Annotated in this window: 17 protein-coding genes; 10 read left to right on the plus strand and 7 right to left on the minus strand. The window is 65.0% G+C overall.

Going from position 1 to position 20,607, the window contains the following annotated elements; genetic code table 11:
• The first annotated feature begins 5 nt into the window (after positions 1–5).
• The 3 genes from AC1Q7Q_RS08100 (at position 6) to AC1Q7Q_RS08110 (ending at position 3,667) form a co-directional block, all read left to right on the plus strand.
• The gene (locus AC1Q7Q_RS08100) at positions 6–1,079 is read left to right on the plus strand and encodes a histone deacetylase family protein (protein WP_492375360.1); all 1,074 of its coding nucleotides are present in this window, start codon (positions 6–8) and stop codon (positions 1,077–1,079) included.
• 67 nt (positions 1,080–1,146) lie between these two features.
• The gene (locus AC1Q7Q_RS08105) at positions 1,147–2,400 is read left to right on the plus strand and encodes a Zn-dependent hydrolase (RefSeq protein ID WP_492375350.1); all 1,254 of its coding nucleotides are present in this window, start codon (positions 1,147–1,149) and stop codon (positions 2,398–2,400) included.
• Positions 2,401–2,665: 265 nt separating this feature from the next.
• The gene (locus AC1Q7Q_RS08110; RefSeq protein WP_492375351.1) at positions 2,666–3,667 is read left to right on the plus strand and encodes a Bug family tripartite tricarboxylate transporter substrate binding protein; all 1,002 of its coding nucleotides are present in this window, start codon (positions 2,666–2,668) and stop codon (positions 3,665–3,667) included.
• A gap of 150 nt (positions 3,668–3,817) precedes the next feature.
• Here AC1Q7Q_RS08110 and AC1Q7Q_RS08115 read toward each other — a convergent pair whose 3' ends face one another.
• The 3 genes from AC1Q7Q_RS08115 to AC1Q7Q_RS08125 all read right to left on the minus strand — a co-directional run bounded on the left by AC1Q7Q_RS08115 (position 3,818) and on the right by AC1Q7Q_RS08125 (position 5,723).
• Positions 3,818–4,291, minus strand: a complete 474-nt coding sequence (locus AC1Q7Q_RS08115) for an aminoacyl-tRNA deacylase (RefSeq protein ID WP_441632760.1) — start codon at positions 4,289–4,291, stop codon at positions 3,818–3,820.
• Between the two features lie 102 nt (positions 4,292–4,393).
• A complete protein-coding gene (locus AC1Q7Q_RS08120) occupies positions 4,394–5,344 on the minus strand; it encodes a LysR family transcriptional regulator (protein ID WP_492375352.1) in 951 nt (316 codons plus the stop codon).
• Between the two features lie 211 nt (positions 5,345–5,555).
• Positions 5,556–5,723: a hypothetical protein gene (locus AC1Q7Q_RS08125; RefSeq protein WP_492375353.1), complete on the minus strand. Its 168-nt coding sequence runs from the start codon at positions 5,721–5,723 to the stop codon at positions 5,556–5,558.
• Positions 5,724–6,797: 1,074 nt separating this feature from the next.
• Between AC1Q7Q_RS08125 and AC1Q7Q_RS08130 the strand changes: the two genes are divergently transcribed.
• From AC1Q7Q_RS08130 to AC1Q7Q_RS08145, 4 genes are all read left to right on the plus strand, one after another.
• A complete protein-coding gene (locus tag AC1Q7Q_RS08130; protein ID WP_174426112.1) occupies positions 6,798–7,118 on the plus strand; it encodes an H-NS histone family protein in 321 nt (106 codons plus the stop codon).
• A gap of 151 nt (positions 7,119–7,269) precedes the next feature.
• Complete coding sequence (locus AC1Q7Q_RS08135) at positions 7,270–7,668, plus strand: lysozyme inhibitor LprI family protein (protein WP_492375354.1); 399 nt, start codon at positions 7,270–7,272, stop codon at positions 7,666–7,668.
• A 160-nt stretch (positions 7,669–7,828) separates the two neighbouring features.
• Entirely contained in the window at positions 7,829–8,986 is a 1,158-nt protein-coding gene (locus tag AC1Q7Q_RS08140; RefSeq protein WP_150986502.1) for an acyl-CoA dehydrogenase family protein, read from the plus strand.
• A gap of 148 nt (positions 8,987–9,134) precedes the next feature.
• Entirely contained in the window at positions 9,135–9,992 is an 858-nt protein-coding gene (locus AC1Q7Q_RS08145; RefSeq protein WP_492375355.1) for a M78 family metallopeptidase domain-containing protein, read from the plus strand.
• A gap of 12 nt (positions 9,993–10,004) precedes the next feature.
• On the opposite strand, the gene AC1Q7Q_RS08150 is transcribed toward AC1Q7Q_RS08145, so the two are convergent.
• From AC1Q7Q_RS08150 to AC1Q7Q_RS08165, 4 genes are all read right to left on the minus strand, one after another.
• A complete protein-coding gene (locus tag AC1Q7Q_RS08150) occupies positions 10,005–11,315 on the minus strand; it encodes an MFS family transporter (RefSeq protein ID WP_492375356.1) in 1,311 nt (436 codons plus the stop codon).
• Positions 11,316–11,658: 343 nt separating this feature from the next.
• Positions 11,659–12,042, minus strand: coding sequence for a hypothetical protein (locus AC1Q7Q_RS08155; protein WP_006159736.1), 384 nt, complete (start codon positions 12,040–12,042; stop codon positions 11,659–11,661).
• Between the two features lie 147 nt (positions 12,043–12,189).
• The gene (locus AC1Q7Q_RS08160) at positions 12,190–15,069 is read right to left on the minus strand and encodes a M16 family metallopeptidase (protein ID WP_492375357.1); all 2,880 of its coding nucleotides are present in this window, start codon (positions 15,067–15,069) and stop codon (positions 12,190–12,192) included.
• 203 nt (positions 15,070–15,272) lie between these two features.
• Positions 15,273–15,569: a hypothetical protein gene (locus tag AC1Q7Q_RS08165; RefSeq protein WP_492375358.1), complete on the minus strand. Its 297-nt coding sequence runs from the start codon at positions 15,567–15,569 to the stop codon at positions 15,273–15,275.
• A 1,519-nt stretch (positions 15,570–17,088) separates the two neighbouring features.
• Between AC1Q7Q_RS08165 and AC1Q7Q_RS08170 the strand changes: the two genes are divergently transcribed.
• The 3 genes from AC1Q7Q_RS08170 (at position 17,089) to AC1Q7Q_RS08180 (ending at position 20,552) form a co-directional block, all read left to right on the plus strand.
• On the plus strand, positions 17,089–17,940 hold the full coding sequence (locus AC1Q7Q_RS08170) for a hypothetical protein (protein ID WP_492376347.1): 852 nt from the start codon (positions 17,089–17,091) through the stop codon (positions 17,938–17,940).
• A 588-nt stretch (positions 17,941–18,528) separates the two neighbouring features.
• Positions 18,529–20,022 (plus strand): AlkA N-terminal domain-containing protein, encoded by a 1,494-nt coding sequence (locus tag AC1Q7Q_RS08175; protein ID WP_492376348.1) that lies wholly within the window; start codon positions 18,529–18,531, stop codon positions 20,020–20,022.
• Positions 20,019–20,552: a methylated-DNA--[protein]-cysteine S-methyltransferase gene (locus tag AC1Q7Q_RS08180; RefSeq protein ID WP_492376346.1), complete on the plus strand. Its 534-nt coding sequence runs from the start codon at positions 20,019–20,021 to the stop codon at positions 20,550–20,552. The genes AC1Q7Q_RS08175 and AC1Q7Q_RS08180 overlap by 4 nt, the downstream gene beginning before the upstream one ends.
• Positions 20,553–20,607: the final 55 nt, after the last annotated feature.

Genomic DNA, 20,607 nt, shown 5'->3' on the forward strand with positions numbered 1-20,607 from the left:
CAATCATGCGCGCCTTCTTCTCGGATGACCAACTGCTGCACCAGCCCCGCCAGTTCATGCGTGCGGGCCGCCTGTGCGAACCCACCGACGTGCCCGCCCGGGCCCACGCGCTGCAACGCGCGCTGGCCGGGCGCGGCATCACGCTGGCTGAGCCGGCCGATTTTGGCCGCGCGCCGCTGGAGGCCGTGCACAGCCCGGCGTATCTCGATTTTCTTGGTTATGCGTACGAGCGCTGGATGGCGCTGGCGCGGCCCGGGTTCGAGCCGGGCATCGAAGTGCTGCCCAATCTTTCGCCCTACTACAACGGCCGTGTGGACCAGCCGCGCCGCGTGCCGTGCCCGACGGATTCCATCATTGCCCAGGCCGGCTATTACCTCGGCGACCTGAGCGCGCCGCTCGGGCCGCAGAGCTGGCGCTCCATCCTGCGTTCCGCGCACAGCGCCGTGGCCGCCGCCGAGTACGTGTGCGAGCAGCAGGACCGGCAAGGCATCGCCTACTCGCTGTCGCGCCCGTCCGGCCACCATGCGCACAGCGACCGCGCGGTGGGCTTTTGCTACGTCAACAACGCAGCCATCGCCGCCGAGACCTTGCTCAAGCGCTTCGACAAGGTGGCGGTGCTCGACGTGGACGCACACCACGGCGATGGCACGCAGCAGATCTTCTACCAGCGCTCCGACGTGATGACGATCTCCCTGCACGCCGATCCGAGCGCGTACTACCCCTTCTATACCGGCTACGCTAACGAGCGTGGCTACGGCGCGGGCTACGGCTACAACCTGAACTTCCCGCTGCCGCACGGCACCGAGGACGCCGGCTTTCTCGGCGCGCTCGACAACGCGCTCGATGCCCTGCGCGACTACCGTCCGCAGGCACTGGTGCTGGCACTGGGCTTCGACACCTACATCCACGATCCCATCAGCGTGCTGCGCGTGGGGCTGGACGCCTATCGCGGCATCGGCGAGCGCATCAATGCGCTGGGCGTGCCCACGGTGGTGGTGCAGGAAGGCGGCTACGAGGTCGAGGCCATCGGTCCGGCGCTCGATTCCTTCCTGTCGGGCCTCGTGCCTGCCACGGCCTGAGCCACGTGCCGCAACCCTTGCGCTACCCGATGCGCTACCCGATTCCGCTTGAACAAAGAGAGCCGACATGACGACACTGAAGATCGATGGCGACCGCCTCTGGCAGTCCTTGATGGCATTGGCGCGCATCGGCGCCACGCCGCGCGGCGGCAATGCGCGCCTGGCGCTCACCGCGCTCGACGGCCAGGGACGCGACCTGGTCACGGGCTGGATGCGCGATGCCGGCCTTGCCGTCACGGTTGACAAGGTCGGCAATATCTTCGGCCGCCGTGCCGGGCGCAACGACAGCCTGCCGCCCGTGATGACCGGCAGCCATATCGATACGCAGCCCACGGGCGGCAAGTTCGACGGCTGCTTTGGTGTGCTGGCCGGGCTGGAAGTCATGCGTACCCTGAATGACCAGGGCGTGCAGACCGAGGCGCCGCTGGAACTGGCAATCTGGACCAACGAGGAAGGCACGCGCTTTGTGCCGGTGATGATGGGCTCGGGCGTGTTCGCCGGCATCTTCCCGCTGCAGACCGCGCTGGAAGCGACAGACAACGACGGCAAGCGCGTGGACGATGAACTGCATGCCATCGGCTACGCCGGCAGCGCCGAAGTGGGCGGCCGCGAGATTGGCGCGTATTTTGAGGCGCATATCGAGCAGGGCCCGGTGCTGGAGGACGCCGAAAACGTGATCGGCGTGGTGACCGGCTCGCTAGGCCTGCGCTGGTACGACGTGACCGTCACCGGCATGGAAGCCCATGCCGGCCCCACGCCGATGCCGCTGCGCCGGGATGCGCTATATGGCGCGTCATTCATCCTGCAGGAGGTGGTGCGCATCGCGCACGATTTCGCGCCGCACGGGCGCGGCACGGTCGGTGTGCTCGATGTCCATCCGGCCTCGCGCAATGTGATTCCCGGCACGGTGAAGTTCACGGTGGACCTGCGCCACCAGGACGCCGGCAAGCTAGCCGAGATGGACGCCCGCCTGCGCGCGGCCTGCGACGCGCTCGCGCAAGGCAAGACCACGGGCAACCCGCTCGGCGTGCAGATCGAAGACGTGCAGTATTTCCCGCCCACGCCGTTCGCGCCGGAACTGGTGGGCCACGTGCGCCAGCAGGCGGCGGCGCTGGGCTACACGCATCAGGACATCGTCACCGGCGCTGGCCACGACGCGGTGTATATCGCCACGGTGGCGCCTACCGCCATGATCTTTGTCCCGTGCAAGGACGGCATCAGCCATAACGAAGTGGAAGACGCCAAGCCCGAGCACCTGGAAGCCGGCGCCAATGTGCTGCTGGGCGCAATGGTGGCACAGGCTGGTGGCGTGAGCGGCTGATCCGCGACGTTCCCGGAGCCGTCACGGATCGGTCCAAACCAGTGCGCCACACAAGCAGGATGCACCGCGGCGCGAAGCCCCGCTGACCATCGCGGTGCGCTAGCCAACCCAACACCACGGTAACGGCGGGGGTGGCCCAGCCGCGTCCGCGCGGACCGGCTTTCCGGCTCAAACCGGATGGCACAGCACTTGCAATTCAAGCGCATCGCCCGTCGCTGCCACCACGACGGTTCACGTCTTCACTTCCGCAAAAGCAAGGAATCCCATGTCCATCCGTTTGCTCCAACACCGCACCGGCGCCATCGTGCTGGCGGCCATGCTGGCCACCGGCTTACTTGCCACGTCCCCTGTATCGGCGCAATCCACGCACGACTGGCCCACCCAACCCGTGCGCATCGTCGTGCCGTTCCAGGCCGGCTCCGCTACCGATCTCATCACGCGCCAGCTCGGCATCGGCCTGGGCCGCGAGTACGGCCAGACCTTCGTCGTCGAAAACCGGCCAGGCGCCGCGGCCATGATCGGCAGCGAAGCAGCCGCGCGCGCGCCTGGAGACGGCTACACCTTGCTGATGTCGGGGCCTGCTTCCATGGTGACCAACCGCTTCCTCTACAAGAAGCTCAGCTACGATCCAGACGCCTTCGAGAAGGTCGCGGTGGTGGCCATCACGCCGAACATCCTGCTGGCCAGCCCCGGCCTGCCCTTCAAGACGCTGCCGGAAATGATCGCTTACGCCAAGGCCAATCCAGGCAAGCTGACCTATGCGTCGTTTGGCGCGGGCACCACGTCGCATATGGCAGGCGAGATGCTCAAGGCGCTGGCCGGCATCGATATCGTCCACGTGCCGTACAAAGGCGCGGGCGAGGCGATTCCCGCCTTGCTTTCCGGACAGGTGTCGATGTACTTCGACACCATCATGACGGGGTTGCCGTATGTGAAGGCGGGCAAGCTGCGTGCGCTGGGTGTTTCCAATGCCAGGCGCTCGCCGATGGCGCCGGATATTCCCACCATTGCCGAGCAGGGCTATCCGGGCTTCGATATCGCGCCCTGGTACGGGATTGTCGCGCCGAAAGGCACACCAGCCGAGGTGGTTGCCAAGTTGAATGTCTCGATCAACAAGCTGCTCAAGGACCAAGGTTTTCGCGAGAGGCTCGCTGCAACCGGCGCGGAGCCGCGCGGCGGTTCGGTGGCGGATTTCAACGCCATGGTAGGCGCGGAAATCCCGCGCACGGAGAAGCTGGTCAAGCAGTCGGGGATCAGCCTGCAGTAAGGCCGCCGGCGCGAGGCAAAAACACGGGCTTCGCTTCAAGTGGCTCCTAGCTAAGCCACGCCTCTCCCCGGCCCTCTCCCCATGAGGGGAGAGGGAGAGACAGCCGTCGTCATGGCGCGCGGTTTTGGCCCGTTCGGCGGCTTCGGCCCGCTACATCATGTGGCGCGAGAAGCGCCCGTGCTCGGCACCGACCATCAGGTCGGCGAACTGTTCGCTGCTCATGTGCACGAGTTGTTGGTGATCGCCGGCTTCAAAGAACACTTCGGGCTGGGCCAGCAGGGCTTCGTCGAGGTAGGTGTGCATGCCGTAGGCCATGGCTACCGGCGGGATGGCGCCCAGGTCGCAATCCTTGAAGACTTCGCGGATCTCGTCTTCGTGGGCGAGTACCAGCGTGCGGCCGGATTGCGCGCAGATGGCTGCCAGGTTCAGGTGATGGCTGGACGGGATCACCGCGGCTACGTAGCCGATGTCATCCTCCAGCAACAGGGTCTTGGCCAGGCGATCTCCGGGAACGTGCGCTGCCTCCGCAGTGGCCATGCTGCTGAGGGTGTAGGGATGGCGGATGGTGTCGAAACGGCTGTTCCTGCTGTTGAGGCAATTTGCCAGGGTGGTAGCCAAGGCCATGATGCGTCTCCTTCGCTGTACGTTGCGCTCAGGGCCGCGACGGACCCTAGCGCTTCCTACTATAGACGGTGCCTTTGGCGCCGGGGTGCCATGCGCGGCGTGTCATGCTTCGTCGTGCGCATCCATGGGCGGCAAGCGGCGCGGTTGTGGCCACAGGGCCTGCAGTTCGGTCTTGAGGAAGTTCAGCAGGTAGCGCGTGGCCATGGTCTGGTAGCGGTTGGGCATGGTCAGCATGTAGAGGCGGCTGCCGAACACGCTGATGTGGTAATCCGCCAGCACGGGCAGCAGGGTGCCCGCGTCGAGTTCCGCGCCGATGGCATAGAGCGGGAAGATGCCCAGGCCCAGGTCGCCCAGCACGCCGTCCTTCAGGAAGGCGAAATTCTCCGAGCTTAACGTGGGCTCCAGCGCCACTTGCTCGCGCACGGCGTCGCCGCCGGTGCCGCGCGTGCCAAAGGCCTTGAGCTTCTGGCCGATGGGCGAGGCGCAGACGATGGCGTGGTCCTTGAGATCGGCCAGGTCGCGCAGGGGCGGCTGCGTGGCCAGGTAGCCGGGAGACCCGCATACCACCCACTCGACCGCGCCGATCTCGGTCGCCACCACCGAGTCCGGCGGCGTGGAGATGATGCGCAGCGCCACCTCCACGTCTTCGGACACCAGGTTGTGGATGCGGTTGTCGAACACCACATCGAGGGTGATGTCGGGGTAACGGTGCTTGAACTTCACCAGCAGCGGCGAAAGCATCGAGTGCCCCAGCCCGGTAGGCACCGACAAGCGCACATGGCCATGCAGGCTCTTGCCCATGCTGTTGATCAGCGCGTTAGCCGCCGCCACTTCACCGAGGATGTTGCGCCCGTGCTCGTACAGGCCGGCGCCCACGGGAGTGGGCTCGACGTGCCGGGTGGTCCGGCGCAGCAGCTGCACGCCCAGCGCTTCTTCCAGCGCCTTGAGGTGGTAGCTCACGTTGGCGCGGGTCATCTTGAGCTTGCGCGCGGCAGCCGAGAGGTTGCCGGCGTCGACGATGTCCACGAAAAGGCGTAAGGCGTTCAGGTCCATTTGGTGGCTTGCTCTTGTTCGGGTGAAAGCGTGCTGGCGTTGACGGGCATGGCAAACAGTTTATCAAGCCGCCGCGCGTCTAATGCGGGAGCCAGCCATGCTGGCCGCTCCTGGTGGCGGCACGCCATCTAAAGACGGGCAAGCCAAGACAACGCAATTGCGTCAAAGGCCGATGCGCAAAGGATTGCGCCGAGGCATTCCCTTTATTCCCTTATGCCCCCTGATGTCCCCTGATGTCGAAGCGATGATCTTCGCAAGCAACGGTTTCTTCCAGTGCGGGGGAGCGGATTGCCACTACAGCGGAGAAATATCCGTTGCCGATATTGCGTTCGCTCACCACCGTGCGCTGGTGATCGGCGATCATCGATTGATTGTGCATGCGCCGGTCCAGGCGCCGGAAATTGGTGGCGAATTCCAGCCAGCGCCAGGCGCGCCACGACAGCGTCCAGGCCGGATAGGAGCGGGTAGAACACGGATTCGCCGGGGTGTTACGCCTGGCCCGGCGCCAGCGCACCGCGGCGGCGGAACTCGCGCGGTGCTATCGGCGTCTCAGGGATTTGCTCCGGACTATGCGACACGGCGTTTCCCCCCAAATTGGCGTTGCCGGCTCACTTTGGAATGGCGCGATTTGCACGGTATCACCGGCCCGGTCGGTAAGGAAAGGAGAAATCCGCACGGCCTTTGCGTGCAATGCGGTCCGGCGCGGTCCAGCGCCTATTGGAATGACATTGAACACTGGATTCCGCAAGCGCGAATGCAGCGTATCAAACGCCGTGCGAGAGCCGGTCCGCCGGGGCTTGCATCGCGCTAGCGGATTGCCATTTCCTGTTTTTGAATGATGGATGGGGCTTGAATGCCAGGCATCCAAGTCAGGATCGAGTCCAGGCGTGGATGCATGCGAGCTTGCGCTAAAAAGTGGATATTGCTTAGCTTCAGGCCCATGCGATTATCCGGTTTGGGGGCAATTACGGCAAAGCCGGGCGCGCTCCGACAGGCTTTTCTATCACATTGTCTGTACATTTTTTGTGGCAGAACGGGAATTGCGGCTTCCATGCCTGCGGGGCAATGGCCTTTCAGGAACCTTTCGGAATGTTGTCATATTGTGTCATCGCGCTGTCGGGTGAATGCACCGTCAGGGCGCATGCCAATGGGGGGATCCAATGGGGGGGGCCAATGGGGGGATCCAATGGTGGCGATGGCATGGCAGAGAAATCCCGCATATAGGGTATTACCTGAACCCGCATTGCGATCCGCAATGCGGAGGCTTCGCACGTGCGATCCGGCGTCCAATCGCACCCGCATTCGGCGTGTCCACGGCGTTTTCTATTCTTGTGCAAATCTGGTCGGTTGTATCAACTTCTTACGCGATTGGATTTTCTTTAATCAAACGTGGTAGGCTATGCCAGCAAATTTTCCCCTATCATTGAATTAACACCGCTCCAGGAGAATCAAAATGGCAACTTACAAGCAGCTGATTGCAGAGAAGGAAGCGCTCGAAGCAAAGCTGGCCGAGATGCGTGCCAGCGAAGTGGCGGGCGTTATTGCGCAGATCCAGGGCCTGATGGCGGAATATGAGCTGACGGCAGACGACATCGCCCCGAAGCGCCGCCGGGGCCGCCCGGCAGCCAGCGCGAATGGCGCCGCGGCTAAGCCCAAGTCCACCCTGCCCGCGAAGTATCGCGATCCCAAGACTGGCGCCACCTGGACCGGCCGTGGCCGCGCACCGGGTTGGCTGGGTAAGAACCGTGCCCGCTTCCTGATCGCCGAAGCCTGATCGCATTGCTGTCTCAATGACGCAGTGGCGCCGGCCCCGCCGGCGCTAGCTTCCCCTTTGTGGGCACTGCGGCAAGCCATTGGCGCAAGCCTTGCGCAAGGCCAATGGCGCTCCTCATCAAATTCCCCCCCTGCCAGACCCCAGACCCGATATGAAAAAAGCGCTGCTTTCCGCGTTGCTGCTTTGCGCGTCTTTTGCCGCGCAGGCGGATGAAAAATTGTTGTCAAAGCAATACGGGGCCTGCATGGATCGTCCGGATGTCACTACCGCTGGCATGCACGACTGCATCGCGGCGGAGACGGCGCGGCAGGATAAATCGTTGAATGCCGCCTATAAAAGCCTTCAACAGGCACTGCCTCCTGCCAGGAAAGCAACATTGCTCGACGCCCAGCGCGCTTGGCTGAAGTTCCGGGACGCCAATTGCAGCTTCCAGGCCGATCCCGATGGCGGCACGATCGCCGGTGTCAACGCGTCCGCCTGTTTTATGCAGATGACGGCGGACCGGGCGCGGGAGCTTAGCGATTTCGCCGCCGAAGCGGCAGGGCGCTAGCCGGCAGGAGGCCAGCGGCACCAAGAATATGCCTCTTTATGCTCTTATCCTTATTGTCAAAAGGGATTATCCATTCTGTTCAAGACCTGTGGGATTGTCAAAATCGGGTGACGGCGTACCATGTTGGGCACATCGTTGCTTGCTTTGACCGGAGATCCCCATGAGCCTGGATGCAGAATCCTTTTCGCTGCTGCGCGCGTCGGTGCAGCGTTTCATCGACGAACGCCTGAAGCCGGCGGAAGACACGCTCGAGGAAACCGACGATGTGCCGGCGGACATCGTTGCCGACATGAAGGAGATGGGCCTGTTCGGGATCTCCATCCCTGAGAACTATGGTGGCATCGGCCTGTCGATGTCGCAGGAATGCGACGTGGTGTACGACCTTGGCCACACAGCCTTTGCCTTCCGCTCGGTCTTCGGCACCAATGTCGGCATCGGCTCGCAGGGCATCCTGATGGACGGCACCGAGGCGCAAAAGCAGGAATACCTGCCCAAGATCGCCAGCGGCGAACTGGTGATCTCGTTCGCGCTGACCGAGCCCAATGCCGGCTCCGATGCGGCTTCGCTGCAGACCAAGGCCGAGCTCGACGGCGACCACTACATCATCAACGGCACCAAGCGCTTCATCACCAACGCACCGCGCGCGGGCGCTTTCACCCTGATGGCGCGCACCGGCGGTGCCGGCGCTTCGGGCATCTCCTCGTTCATCGTGCCGGCCAACACCCCGGGCATTTCGCTTGGCAAGCCGGACAAGAAGATGGGCCAGCGCGGCACCAAGACCTGCGACGTGGTGCTGGAAAACGTGCGCGTGCCGGCGGCCAACATCATCGGCGGCGTGCCCGGCGTTGGCTTCAAGACGGCCATGAAGGTGCTCGACCGCGGCCGCCTGCATATCTCGGCGCTGGCCTGCGGCATGGCGCACCGCCTGATTACCGATGCCGTGGCCTATGCCAAGGAGCGCAAGCAGTTCGGCCAGCCGATCGGCGATTTCCAGCTGATCCAGGCCATGCTGGCCGATAGCCAGGCCGAGCTGTACGCCGGCTTGTCGATGGTGCGCGATTGCGCCCAGCGCTACGATGCCAAGACCCCGGGCAAGAGCGATCCGGAAGTCAGCATGCTGGCCTCCTGCACCAAGATGTTCTGCACCGAGATGGTGGGCCGCGTGGCCGACCGCGCTGTGCAGATCCATGGCGGCGCCGGTTATATCGCCGAGTACAAGGCAGAGCGTTTCTATCGCGACGTGCGCCTGCTGCGCCTGTATGAAGGCACCACGCAGATCCAGCAACTGATCATCGCCAAGCAGCTGCTGCGCGACTGATCGGAGGGCGCGGATGCCTGCCGGCATGACCGGCGGGCTCCGCGAGAGGGCCCGTGCCGCACTAGTGCCACTTGTGGGCAGCGTGCATCGGCCCGGCCAATGGACACGCGCAACGCAATGTCCTGTTGTCTCAACGGAGGCTGCCCCGATGGCGATTGCCGCTCTCAAGGTTCCCGCTAGCTACGCCGGTTTTCCGTCCATGCGTGCCCCTTGCCAACTCGATGCGCCGCCCTCGCAAACGGCGCCCGGCAACGACCACGCGGGCCCGGATAGCACCGCACCTTGCTACCCGATCATCGCAGCGCTGATGGCCCGCGCCGCGCGGCCCGCCTACATGCCGCTGGACTGCATCCGCCTGGCGCTCGATGCCGCCGGCGCGCTGGGCCGCGACGATCCGGTTTCCTCGGTCCAGCCAACCCGCCTGCAAAGCTTCGACGGCGCGCTGTATCGCACGGGCACGGGCGCCTGGACCATTCTCTACAGCGATAGCCTGGCAGCGCCGGATGTGCGCTTCATGATTGCGTACCTGCTAGGCCGCCAGCTTCTGGGTGGCAGCGAGCTGGATTACGTGGAGTGCACCAACGCCGAGCTGATGGCCATGCCGGACGATGACTCGGCCGGCGGGCTCGCCTATGCCTTTGCCAGCCGGCTGCTGATGCCGCTCAATGCCTGCCGCCTGGCCTTGCCCGGCGCGGTGGACCTCGACGTGCTGGACGCGCTGGCCGAGCGCCTGTGCCTGCCGGTGCATCACGTGGCGCGGCGCTGGCTGTCCTATACCTCGCACAAGGCCGTGCTGACGCTCAAGCGCGATGGCGCTGCGCTGGGCATGTGGGCGAGCGAGACGGCCTTCGGGCTGCGGGCCGATGACCTCGGTGGCGGCATGGGCGTGCGCACGGCGTCGCAGGCATTGTTGCTTGGCGATGGCGTGGGCATCGAGCTGGCCGTGGGCCCCAGGCACGTGGCAAGCCGGGCAGGCGCGCGCCAGCGCGCTGCCTTTCCCATCTGACGCGCTGGCGCGTCAGTGCTCGTGGTGCAGGTACCTGGCCTGCCGCGGCAGCCGGAAGCTGACCAGGAACACGATCACCATCATCGCCGTCACGTACCAGTAGAAGCTGGATTCGTGGCCTAGCGATTTCAGGTCCAGCGCGACATACTCGGCCGAGCCGCCGAAGATCGCGTTGGCCACGGCATAGGCCAGTCCCACCCCCAGCGCCCGGATCTCGGTCGGGAACATCTCGGCCTTCACAATGCCGCTGATGGAGGTGTAGAGGCTCACAATGGCCAGCGCCAGCGAGATCAGCACGAAGGCGACAAAGGGACTCTTCACGCTCCCGAGCGTCGTCAGGATCGGAACCGTGGCCAGCGTGCCGAGCGCGCCGAACAGCAGCATATTGGTGCGCCGCCCGATGCGGTCCGACAGCGCGCCGAAGAACGGCTGCATGCACATGTAGAAGAACAGGCAGCCGGTCATCACGTAGCTGGCTGTCTTGATCGACATGCCGGCCGAGTTGACCAGGTACTTCTGCATATACGTGGTGAAGGTATAAAAGATCAGCGAGCCGCCCGCGGTGTAGCCAAGCACGGTGAAGAAGGCTGCCTTGTGGTTGCGGAACAGCTCCGTCAACGTGCCGGCCTCCTTGCTCGCCCGGGTGGCGGCGGAGGTCGTTTCATGCAGGGTGCGGCGCAGGAACAGTGCTACCACCGCCGTGGCGGCGCCGATCACGAACGGGATGCGCCAGCCCCATGCCTTGAGCTCAGCCTCGTCGAGGAACTGCTGCAGCACCACCACCACAAGCACCGCCAGCAACTGCCCGCCGATCAGCGTGACATATTGGAACGAGGAGAAAAATCCCCGCTGGCCCTTGAGCGCCACCTCGCTCATATAGGTGGCGGTGGTGCCGTATTCGCCGCCGACGGACAGTCCCTGCAGCAGCCGCGCGACCAGCAGCAGCGCCGGCGCCCAGGCGCCAATGCTGTTGTAGGTAGGCAGGCTGGCGATCAGCAGCGAGCCGCAGCACATCATCGTCACCGAGATCAGCAGCGAGTTCTTGCGGCCATGCCGGTCGGCAATCCGCCCGAACAGCCACCCGCCAATCGGCCGCATCAGGAAGCCTGCGGCAAATACGCCGGCGGTGTTCAGCAATTGCGCCGTGGGATCGGATTTGGGGAAGAAGGACCCCGCGAAGTAAATGGCGCAGAACGCGTAGACGTAAAAGTCGAACCACTCGACCAGATTGCCGGAAGACGCGGCCACGATCGCGTAGATGCGCTTGCGCTTTTCCTCGGCACTCGGCGGCGCATCGAGCAGGGGGGCGGACAGGTCTGTCATGGTTTGTCTCTTCCTTTCGGCATGTCGCCCACGCTAACAGGCCGTGGTGCGAGATCGGCACGCAGAATTCCAGTGTAGTGCGATTGCGCCGTGATGGCGGCGCAGGGTGACCTGTCTTGCACTACTTGGGGGGCGGAAGGGAATGGCTGGCGAGGCGGCGCGATGCCCGCACCGGCGGGGTGCCGGCCGAAAAACGCGTCTGGCCGCATCGCGCGGCAGGGCTGGCGCCGTGGGTCGGGGCAGCGGGGCGAGGCGATGGGCCAGGTCCGCTGCGTTTGACGTGAATGACGCCTATTAGTGGGTCTTGCTGTGTCTTGCTTGGTCTTGCCGCGCTTTGTCTGCGTTACTGCGCTTCTTGCGGCCAGACTCCGTCCACATCCCTTAGCAGATGGCCTGCCAGGATGTAGTCGCCCAGTCGGGTCGCCTTGGCTTCGAGATCGAGCAGTTCATGGTCGGCAAGCGTGCCGAGATCGAACTGGCAATACAGATTGCGCTGCCTGAAGGTGGTCTTGGTCTTAGCCAGCCCTTCGATCAGGGCCTCGCGCGAATGGACGGCAATGCTTTCCTGTCCGCGGTATTGCACTTTGATGCCGCGTTTCTCTCCGAGCCGGCCAAGTTCGACGGCGTCCTGCCATCCGGTTTCATAGTCCAGCTCAAGCGCCAGCACATCTTTCGATGCGAGAAGCCGAAGCGCTTCTGCTTTGCTGCTAGCTCGCACTATTGACATCCACACCTCTTATATCGTCTTATACTGTACGAATATACAGTCAACGCGTCATTGCAGCAAGGGGTTGCCCCCAAGCCGTTTGGACTACTGCGCCAGCGGTGTCCCACACCGCCCTGCGTTGCCACTATTTTCCTCCAGTATTGCCTTTTAGGGGACGGCCACGGCTTCGTTTGCCGGCTCATTCGCCTCTATCGCCTTTATTGTCTTTATCGTCGCCCCGGCATCTTGCACTGCCGTGACAGAAAAATCTCCCGCATACACATGCACCGCCCGCGCCGGGTCCAGGTGCTTGCGGATGGCCGCGTTGACCTGTTCGACGGTCGCCGTGGCGATACCTTGCTCGTATTCCGTGACAAAGCGCATCGTGCGCCCCAGAAATAGCTGGCTGGCGAGCGTGCCGGCCAACGCGGAATCGCTGGTGCGGGCCAGCGTGCCTTGCTGCAGCAGGCCACTCCTGGCTTGTGCCAGCTCCTGCGGCGTGATGCCGGCGGCTGCCAGCCGCGACAGTTCTTCTTCCACGCCACGCTTGAGCTTGCCCAGGTTCTGCGGCGCATAGAGCGCTTGCATGCCGAAGCGCCCGTTGGTGTCGAGCGCACCCACCTGAACGAAACTGCCGACACTGTAACTGATGCCGTCGTGTTGGCGCAGGCGATCCGCCAGCCGGCTCTTGAGCGCGCTCCCGCCGAACACACGATTGGCGATCACCAGGGCCGGATATTCCGGTGCATCGCTGGTCAGCGCGACCGGCAGCGCGGCCAGGTAGATGGCATTGGCCTTGTCCGGCGTCTCGCGGGTCAGGTGCGCCGGTGCCAGCGGCACAAAGGGGCGTTCGATGCGCGCATACGGCGCCTGGGCCTGCCAGTCGCCGAACAGCGTGGCCAGTTGCGCCTGCGCCGCCTCGCGGTCGAAGTCACCGACCAGCGCCACCTGGCCGTGGCTCGCGCCGTAGAAGCGCGTGTGGAAGGCGCGCAGGTCGGCCAGTTGCACTTGCCGCAGCGCCGCGATGTCCTCCTGCGGGGTGCCGACATAGCGCGGATCCCCCAATGGGTAGGGATTGCCGTGACGGCCAAGCACGTTCGACGCGATCGCCTCGGGCTGGCCCAGGCCGCTCTCGATGCCGGCGATGGCGTTGGCGCGCAGGGTCTCGAACTCCGCGGCGGGCAGGCTCGGCTCGCGCAGGATGTCGCGCAGCAGCGCGAGCGTGTCGGCCAGCGTTTCGCGGCGCGCTTCAAAACGCACAGTGACCGCCTCGGCATCGCCCTGGACCGACACCACCGCCTTGAGCGCGGACAGTCGGTCGGCAATCTGCTGCCGCTCCAGGCGGACGGTGCCGCGCATCAGCATGGCGGCGGTGAGGCTGCCGACCGCATCCTGGCCTTGCAGGCTGGCGACGTCGCCCATGCGCAGGATCAGCGTGCCGTTAACAGTCTGGCCGCGGCTGGGCTTGGGCAGCAGCGCGAACTGCATGCCGTTGGCCAGCTTGCCGCGCAGCGTGTGCGCCTCGATATTGTCCGGGCTGGGATCAAAGGCGGCCACCGCGGCCTTGGGCGGCTTGCCCTGGTAGGCCGCCACCAGCGCGGCGACGTCCGGCGCGGCGGGCATGGTGGCCCGGGCCAGCGTCTCGGCCGGCGCATCGCCCGGCATGTCGATGGGGATGAAGCGGCCGAGCGTGCGGTTGCTGGCGCGCAGATAGTTCTGCGCGACCCGTTGCAAGTCCGCCAGCGTGACGCGCTCGGCCTGCTGGCGTGCCACCAGCAGCAGGCGCCAGTCGCCCTTGGCGATGGCCTCGGACAAGGCGACGGCGTAGCCGGAAGGATTCTCCAGCAGGCGCTCGTAGCTGTTGAGCAGGCGGGTGCGGGCGCGGTCCAGCTCCACCTGCGTCACCGGCCGGGCGGCAAAGCCCTCCACCTGCGCCACCAGCACCTGGCGCGCGGCTTCGAGATCCTGCGTCTTGCTCAGCCCGGCGGCGAACAGCACCGAGCCGGGATCCTTCATGCCCGATACCGAGCCAGACTGCCAGCTGGCCTTGCCGCTCTCGACCAGCGCCTTGTACAGGCGGCCGCCCGAGCCATCGGTCAGGATATCGGCGAGCAGCTGCAGGGCCACCGTATCCGGATGCGCGCCCGGTGCGATGTGATATTGCACCGCGACCAGTTGCGAGTCGCCCACGCGGCGCAGCGTGACCTCGCGCGCGCCCTCCTGCGGCGGCTCCACGGTGTACTGGACCGGCAGCGCGCGCGTGGGCCGGGGGATCGCGCCGAAGTACTTGCCGATGCGCGCGAGCGTGGCGGCCACGTCGAACTTGCCCGCCACCACCAGCACCGCGTTGTCAGGCTGGTAATAGCGATGGTAGAAGTCCTGCAGGTTGCCGATGGCGACGTGCTCCACGTCGCTGCGCGCGCCGATCGGCGCCTTGCCGTAGTTGTGCCAGCGGTAGGCGGCCGAGCGCATCTGCTGCATCAGCATGCCACCGGGATTGTTCTCGGCGCGCTCCATCTCGTTGCGCACCACCGTCATCTCGCTGTCGAGCGCCTCGCGGGCGATAAAGCTGTTGACCATGCGGTCCGCTTCCATCTTCAACGCCCAGTCGAGGTTTTCCTCGCTGGCGGTGAAGCTCTCGTAGTAGTTGGTGCGGTCGAACGCGGTGGTGCCGTTGAACTGCATGCCACGGCGCGTGAGCTCCTGCGCAATGGTGTTGCCCGGCAGCGCCGGCGTGCCCTTGAACAACAGGTGTTCGAGCAAGTGCGCCATGCCAGTCTCGCCATAGTTCTCATGGCGGCTGCCGACCAGGTAGGTCATGTTGACCGTGGTGACGGGCTGCGCAGCATCGGGCGCAAGCAGCACGCGCAGGCCGTTGGGCAGCCGGTACTCGGTAATGCCTTCCACGCTGACGACTTCCGCCGGCGCCGCGCTGGGCAGCTTCGCGGCAGCTGGCGCCGGCGCGTGGGCCACGCCCGGCGCGGCGTTTGCGGATACGCTGAAAGCCAGGGCTAGCAGCAAGGAAAGGCGCTTGATGACGAGACGCATGCGGAATTCGAAGTCTGGATTGGCTCCCTTGTTGCGGAGATCTGTGCGATTCCGCGGGGCGCGGCAAGGCAGCGGTAAGGCTGGCCCGATGGCCGATTCTAGCTGTTGCCGCGCCCACAGCGGCATGTTGCTGCGTTTCTCAACCGGTGTGCAGTGAACTTGGGAATGTTCCGCACCCCTCAAGCTGTGGCAGCGCGCTGGCATCATCCATCGTCACTCTCGCCTTTCGGCTCATCCATCGCGGCAGCCAGTTCGCTCAACACCAGCGTCTCGTGCGCAAGCACGGCCACCAGCGAAAGCAGATGGGCCTGGGTCTCTTCACCAAGGTTGCAGAAGGTGCCGCCCGCCGCGTTCTCGACGGCGACAGACAACAACGCGTTGAGTTGCGCGGTCTTTTCGGCAGCGAGGCTTAGCGGGCTTTCGGATGGAGCATGCGCGGTCAGGAAGGTATCGCGGCCTGCGCGTTGCGCGGTGATGTTGTAGCGCGGGTAGTTATACATCGAGCATCCTCCATTGGGGTGCGCGCACGCGCTGGCGGATGACGGGGAGCTTGGGGGATGCGATTTGCCCGGAATGGGCGAATGAAGACTGGGGCATGGAGGTGCCTCCTTCTGGCGGTTGTCCGCCTTCCTAAACGGGCTGCTAAACCCGGCCGCTGTGGTGGCAGCGACGAGCGAAGTATAGCGTCGCGCAATGCAGCCTAACCCAGCCGCAACAAAAAGTCACATTCGCTACACCACTCAAGAAATATTCATCGCAGATCGAGATTTGTCTCATTGATTCCGATGAGGAATTACGCGCAAATGGGGGCGAATTTGCGCACAAGGCCCATCCTGAAGGAGCTGCAGGAGGACAAACGTTGCAGAAGGCGCCGCCCGCCGCGTTCTCGATGGCAACCGACAACAACGCATTGAGCTGCGCGTTTTTTCGGCAGCAAGGCTTAGCGGGATTTCGGATGGGGCATGCGCGGTCATGCAGGTATCGCGGCCTGTGCGTTGGGCGGTGCTGTTGTAGCGCGGGTAGTTATACGTCGAGCAGCCTCCACTGGAAGGCGCGCAGGCGTTGGCAGATGGCGGGGAGCTTGGAAGATGCGATTTGCCCGGAATGGGCGAATGAAGACCGAGGCATGCCGGTGCCTCCCCTGTCGGCGTACTTTGACACCGCTCCCCGCTGCTAATCGGGGTGGGCGGGCGCAAGGCGGGGTTAGCAGACCGGGACAGAGAACCGGCGAGCCCGAAGGCTCCCCCGCCTAGGCCCGCCCATAAGGACGTGCAGAGGCACGACGGACGCAAAAACGCCGCCTGGTGGCGGCTGTCCGCCTCTGTCATCCGGGCTGCTAAACCCGGCCGCTGTGGTTGCAGCGACGAGCGAAGTATGGCGTCGTGCAATGCAGCCTAACCCAGCCGCAACAAAAAGTCACACCCGCTACACCAGTCAAAAAATACTCATCGCAGATTGGGATTTGTCTCATTGATTCCGACGAGGAATTACGCGCAAATGAGGCGAATTTGCGCGAAAGGCCAACTCGACGGTAACAATTTTTAACGCCGGTCCTAGCCGAAATTCGTACTTGTCCGATTTCAATCGACGCCCTCCATTGCTACGCTGCGCAACCTGATAGCCGTTGCAGGCAGCGTAACGCTCCACGGCGAAATCGCAAACGGCCAGATCCGGCATCGCTGCACGAAGCCGCCATCCCTTGCAACGTCTTTTTGCATTGGCGCGCTCGCAACGGAACGTGAAACGCCGCGACTTCCGCGTTGATGCCCAGCGCAGGGTGGGCGCATTCCGGCTTCGCCGGCATTTCCGTCCAACCAAGACAACGATTGAGCCGATTGCATGGGTCCATGCCTTGCTCCGTTTCTGCGCCGCGCCTGCGCGGCAGCCCTGTGAAAGGCCTGCACTACGACGCCTTCCTCGCCTGGGGTCTCGTCAAGCCCGCCAATTTCCCTACACGCTCGCCGACAGGCGGGTTTTCGGTGTCTTTCCAATACCAGGAGAACAAGGATGCAAAAAAAGATGAAACCCGCGATGGCCGCGATGGCCGTGACGACCTTCCTGCTCGTCGCCTGCGGTGGCGGGTCGGATGGCAGCAGCGGAGCCAAGCCCAATGACGCGCCGGCCGCCACCGATAGCGCAACAACACCCGCGCCGGTGAACACAGACCCGCTCGATGCGGCCTGCCTGGCGGCGCCTGCCGCCGGACAAAAGGTCACCGCGACGCTGAACTTCGGACCTGTGAGCGAGGTGGCAACCTTTGATGCCACAGCCATTGGCACCACAGTCTTCGACGGCGGCAGCTACGACACGCTCGAGGTCAAGCTGGTCAATGGCCTCTTCAATGGCCACGGGACGAACGCGCGGCTCTATATCGATCCGGCCTCCGCGATTTTTCCAATCGGCGCAACCGATTACGGCGACCTCGATCAGGGCCCGTACAGCAAGTACACCAAGTACACCAAGTATCGCCGTTTCACCTTCAAGGACAACGTGTCGGGACAGACAGGCACACCAAACCTGGTTGGCATGAAGCCAAACGAGACACGCAGCTTCACCATGTCGGAAGCGAACGCCGAGGCTCTGGCGACCGAGCCGCAACCCGCCCTCAAGCCGATCGGCCGGGTCGTCAGCGTTGCCGTGCAATACATCGGCCGCGAAGACGTGACGGCCAAGGGGGTGACGTACAAGGGCGCTTGCAAGCTGGCGCTGCATTACGACCGCAAGTATCCCGGCACCCTGTTCCCGCTGCCCGTGCTGGAAGGGACGGCCTGGCTGGCTCCGGGCGCCGGCATCGTCAAGCTCTCCGGCGCGCCGCTGGTGGGCGTGGCCACCGTAACGGCTGAAACGACAGGCATCGTGGCCGCGAACTAGTGCCCTGACAACGCGTGCCCTGAATCCGAAAGCGCATTACGGCTGACTGCCGCACCTCCCAGCTTGTGACGCCTGGACGCAATGAACAACAATCGCTATCGCCTGGTTTTCAACATGACGCGCGGCATGCGGATGGCTGTTGCCGCATGCTTCACTGTTGCGCACAAAGCTGCGGCGGGCGCATGCCCCCGGGCACGCTGATCGGCCGGGCACCGCTGGTGGTCAACATCAATACGCCCTCCGGGGCTGGCGTGTCTCATAACCAGTACCAGCAATTCTCGGTCGCGGGGCGTGGCGCCAAACCGGTTGTGATGCCAGCGCGCTGCCGCTCTGTTGACCTGGGCCGGTCGAGGCAGCCGGAAAGGAATATGCTGGCAAGGGTGACCCAATTGCCGGCACCGGCAGCACAACGCTGACTGGCACCACGGTGGCGGCACGGGGCATGGCCAATGTGTCGTCCGCCAACTCGATGGCAAGGTGGCCGCGTCCAATCCACATCGCTTGGGGTGCGGCAGGTCAATACACGCCGCCGAGGCAAATGTCCGAATCCAGCTAGTTCCGCATGCGCAACGGAGTAGCATGCTGGCTATGAAACTCGATCCGGATACCTGCTACAAGGCCGTGGCTTCGCACGACCGCCGCTTCGACGGGCGGTTCTTCGTGGGCGTGTCGTCCACCGGCGTCTACTGCCGGCCGATCTGCGCGGTGCGCACGCCCAAGCGCGAGAACTGCACCTTCTACGACAGCGCCGCCGCGGCCGAGAAGCAGGGCTTCCGGCCCTGCCTGCGCTGCCGGCCCGAACTGGCGCCGGGACACGGGCTGGCCGACCTGTCGGGGCGCCTGGCCCAGGCCGCGGCCACGCTGATTGACGAGGGTTTCATGGTGGATGCCGGCGTGGCCGGGCTGGCGGCGCGCATCGGCATTACCGAGCGCCACCTGCGCCGGCTGTTCGATGCGCAGTTCGGCGTCTCGGTGCTGGAGTATGCGCAGACGCAGAGGTTGCTGCTGGCCAAGCGTTTGCTGACCGATACGGGGCTGACCGTGACCGACGTGGCGCACGCTGCTGGCTTTGGCAGCGTGCGGCGCTTCAATGATGTGCTCAAGACGCGCTACGGGCTGACGCCCATGGCCATGCGCAAGCGCGCCGCCGACAACGTGGCCGACGAGCTGGTGTTCGAGCTGGGCTACCGCCCGCCGATGGCGTGGGCGGCGTTCCTGCAATTCCTGGGCGTGCGCGCGGTGGATGGCATCGAGCAGCTTGGCGATGGCAGCTACGCGCGCACGCTGGCGATCGACAGCGGCGGCCGCATGCATGTGGGCTGGCTGCGGCTGGAGCATGTCGCGCGCCGCCATGTGATCAAGGTGACGTTGTCTGGTTCGCTGGCGCATGTGATTCCGCAAGCGCTGGGCCGCGTGCGGCGCTTGTGCGACCTGGGCTGCCGGCCCGATGTGGTGGATCAGCATCTGGGCCCGCTGGCTGCCGAAGCGCCTGGCATGCGCTTGCCGGGCGCGGTGGATGGCTTTGAGATCGCCGTGCGTGCGGTGGTGGGCCAGGTGATCTCGGTGAAGCACGCGCGCACGCTGCTGGCGCGGCTGGCCGAGCGCTACGGTTTGCCGCTGGCGCAGCCCACGCCGGCACTGCGCGTGACGTTTCCCGGCGCGGCTGCGCTGGCTGGCATGTCGCCCGAGGCCTTGCGTGAGATCGGCATCCCGCTGGGCAAGGGCCGGGCCATTCATGCCATCGCTGCCCGCGTGGCGGCGGGCGCGCTCAAGCTGGAGCCTAACGCCGCGCCGGAAGACACCATGGCGCGCCTGCGCGAGGTGGAAGGCGTGGGCGACTGGACCGCGCAGTACGTGGCGATGCGCGCGCTCGGCTGGCCGGATGCTTTTCCGGGCACCGACTATGTCTTGCGCAAGGTGCTCGGCATCGCTACCGTGCGAGGCATGAACCAGCACGTCGCGCAGTGGGCGCCTTGGCGCGCTTACGCCGCCATCCACCTGTGGCGGCGCTACGAAGAAGGCAAGTCGGACAAGTCGGAACGAAACGACAAGACAAGAGACACAACAAGGAACACACCATGATTGCCTACCGCATCGTCGCCAGCCCGTTGGGCGAAGTGCTGCTGCGCGTCGACGGCGCGCGCTTGAGCGGGCTGTTCTTCTCCGGGCAGAAGTACTACCCGGCGGCGGCCACGCCGGACACCAACGTGCCCGCCGCCGCGAAGCCCGTCTTCGAGCAGGCCGCCGATGAGCTGGCCGATTATTTCGCCGAGCGCCTGCAGGTCTTCAAGGTCCCCATGGTGCTGGGCGGCAGCCCGTTCCAGCACGCGGTCTGGCAGGCACTGTGCGAGATCCCGTTCGGCGAGACCACGTCATATGGCGAACTGGGCGCTGGGCTGGGCCTCGCCCCCACCCATGCGCGCGCGATCGGCGGGGCGGTGGGGCGCAACCCTTTGTCGGTGATCGTGCCTTGCCATCGCGTGCTGGGTGCCAGCGGCGACCTCACCGGTTATGCCGGTGGCACCGACCGCAAGCGCGCGCTGCTCCGGCTCGAAGGCACGGCCGCGGCCATGGCACTGCCCATCCTGCGTCAGTCGGCGTTGGCGTTTTGAGCGAGCGGCATCGCGCCGCTGCGCTTGACCACCCGCGCCAGGCCGTCACGGGAGG

It is taken from the genome of Cupriavidus sp. GW823-FHT07A04 (genome assembly GCF_058794615.1).

Coding starts and splice junctions, on each gene's coding strand:
- AC1Q7Q_RS08100 (WP_492375360.1), top strand. CDS start 6: ATGCGCGCCTTCTTCTCGGATGACCAACTGCTGCACCAGCCCCGCCAG.
- AC1Q7Q_RS08105 (WP_492375350.1), top strand. CDS start 1,147: ATGACGACACTGAAGATCGATGGCGACCGCCTCTGGCAGTCCTTGATG.
- AC1Q7Q_RS08110 (WP_492375351.1), top strand. CDS start 2,666: ATGTCCATCCGTTTGCTCCAACACCGCACCGGCGCCATCGTGCTGGCG.
- AC1Q7Q_RS08115 (WP_441632760.1), bottom strand. CDS start 4,291: ATGGCCTTGGCTACCACCCTGGCAAATTGCCTCAACAGCAGGAACAGC.
- AC1Q7Q_RS08120 (WP_492375352.1), bottom strand. CDS start 5,344: ATGGACCTGAACGCCTTACGCCTTTTCGTGGACATCGTCGACGCCGGC.
- AC1Q7Q_RS08125 (WP_492375353.1), bottom strand. CDS start 5,723: ATGCACAATCAATCGATGATCGCCGATCACCAGCGCACGGTGGTGAGC.
- AC1Q7Q_RS08130 (WP_174426112.1), top strand. CDS start 6,798: ATGGCAACTTACAAGCAGCTGATTGCAGAGAAGGAAGCGCTCGAAGCA.
- AC1Q7Q_RS08135 (WP_492375354.1), top strand. CDS start 7,270: ATGAAAAAAGCGCTGCTTTCCGCGTTGCTGCTTTGCGCGTCTTTTGCC.
- AC1Q7Q_RS08140 (WP_150986502.1), top strand. CDS start 7,829: ATGAGCCTGGATGCAGAATCCTTTTCGCTGCTGCGCGCGTCGGTGCAG.
- AC1Q7Q_RS08145 (WP_492375355.1), top strand. CDS start 9,135: ATGGCGATTGCCGCTCTCAAGGTTCCCGCTAGCTACGCCGGTTTTCCG.
- AC1Q7Q_RS08150 (WP_492375356.1), bottom strand. CDS start 11,315: ATGACAGACCTGTCCGCCCCCCTGCTCGATGCGCCGCCGAGTGCCGAG.
- AC1Q7Q_RS08155 (WP_006159736.1), bottom strand. CDS start 12,042: ATGTCAATAGTGCGAGCTAGCAGCAAAGCAGAAGCGCTTCGGCTTCTC.
- AC1Q7Q_RS08160 (WP_492375357.1), bottom strand. CDS start 15,069: ATGCGTCTCGTCATCAAGCGCCTTTCCTTGCTGCTAGCCCTGGCTTTC.
- AC1Q7Q_RS08165 (WP_492375358.1), bottom strand. CDS start 15,569: ATGTATAACTACCCGCGCTACAACATCACCGCGCAACGCGCAGGCCGC.
- AC1Q7Q_RS08170 (WP_492376347.1), top strand. CDS start 17,089: ATGAAACCCGCGATGGCCGCGATGGCCGTGACGACCTTCCTGCTCGTC.
- AC1Q7Q_RS08175 (WP_492376348.1), top strand. CDS start 18,529: ATGAAACTCGATCCGGATACCTGCTACAAGGCCGTGGCTTCGCACGAC.
- AC1Q7Q_RS08180 (WP_492376346.1), top strand. CDS start 20,019: ATGATTGCCTACCGCATCGTCGCCAGCCCGTTGGGCGAAGTGCTGCTG.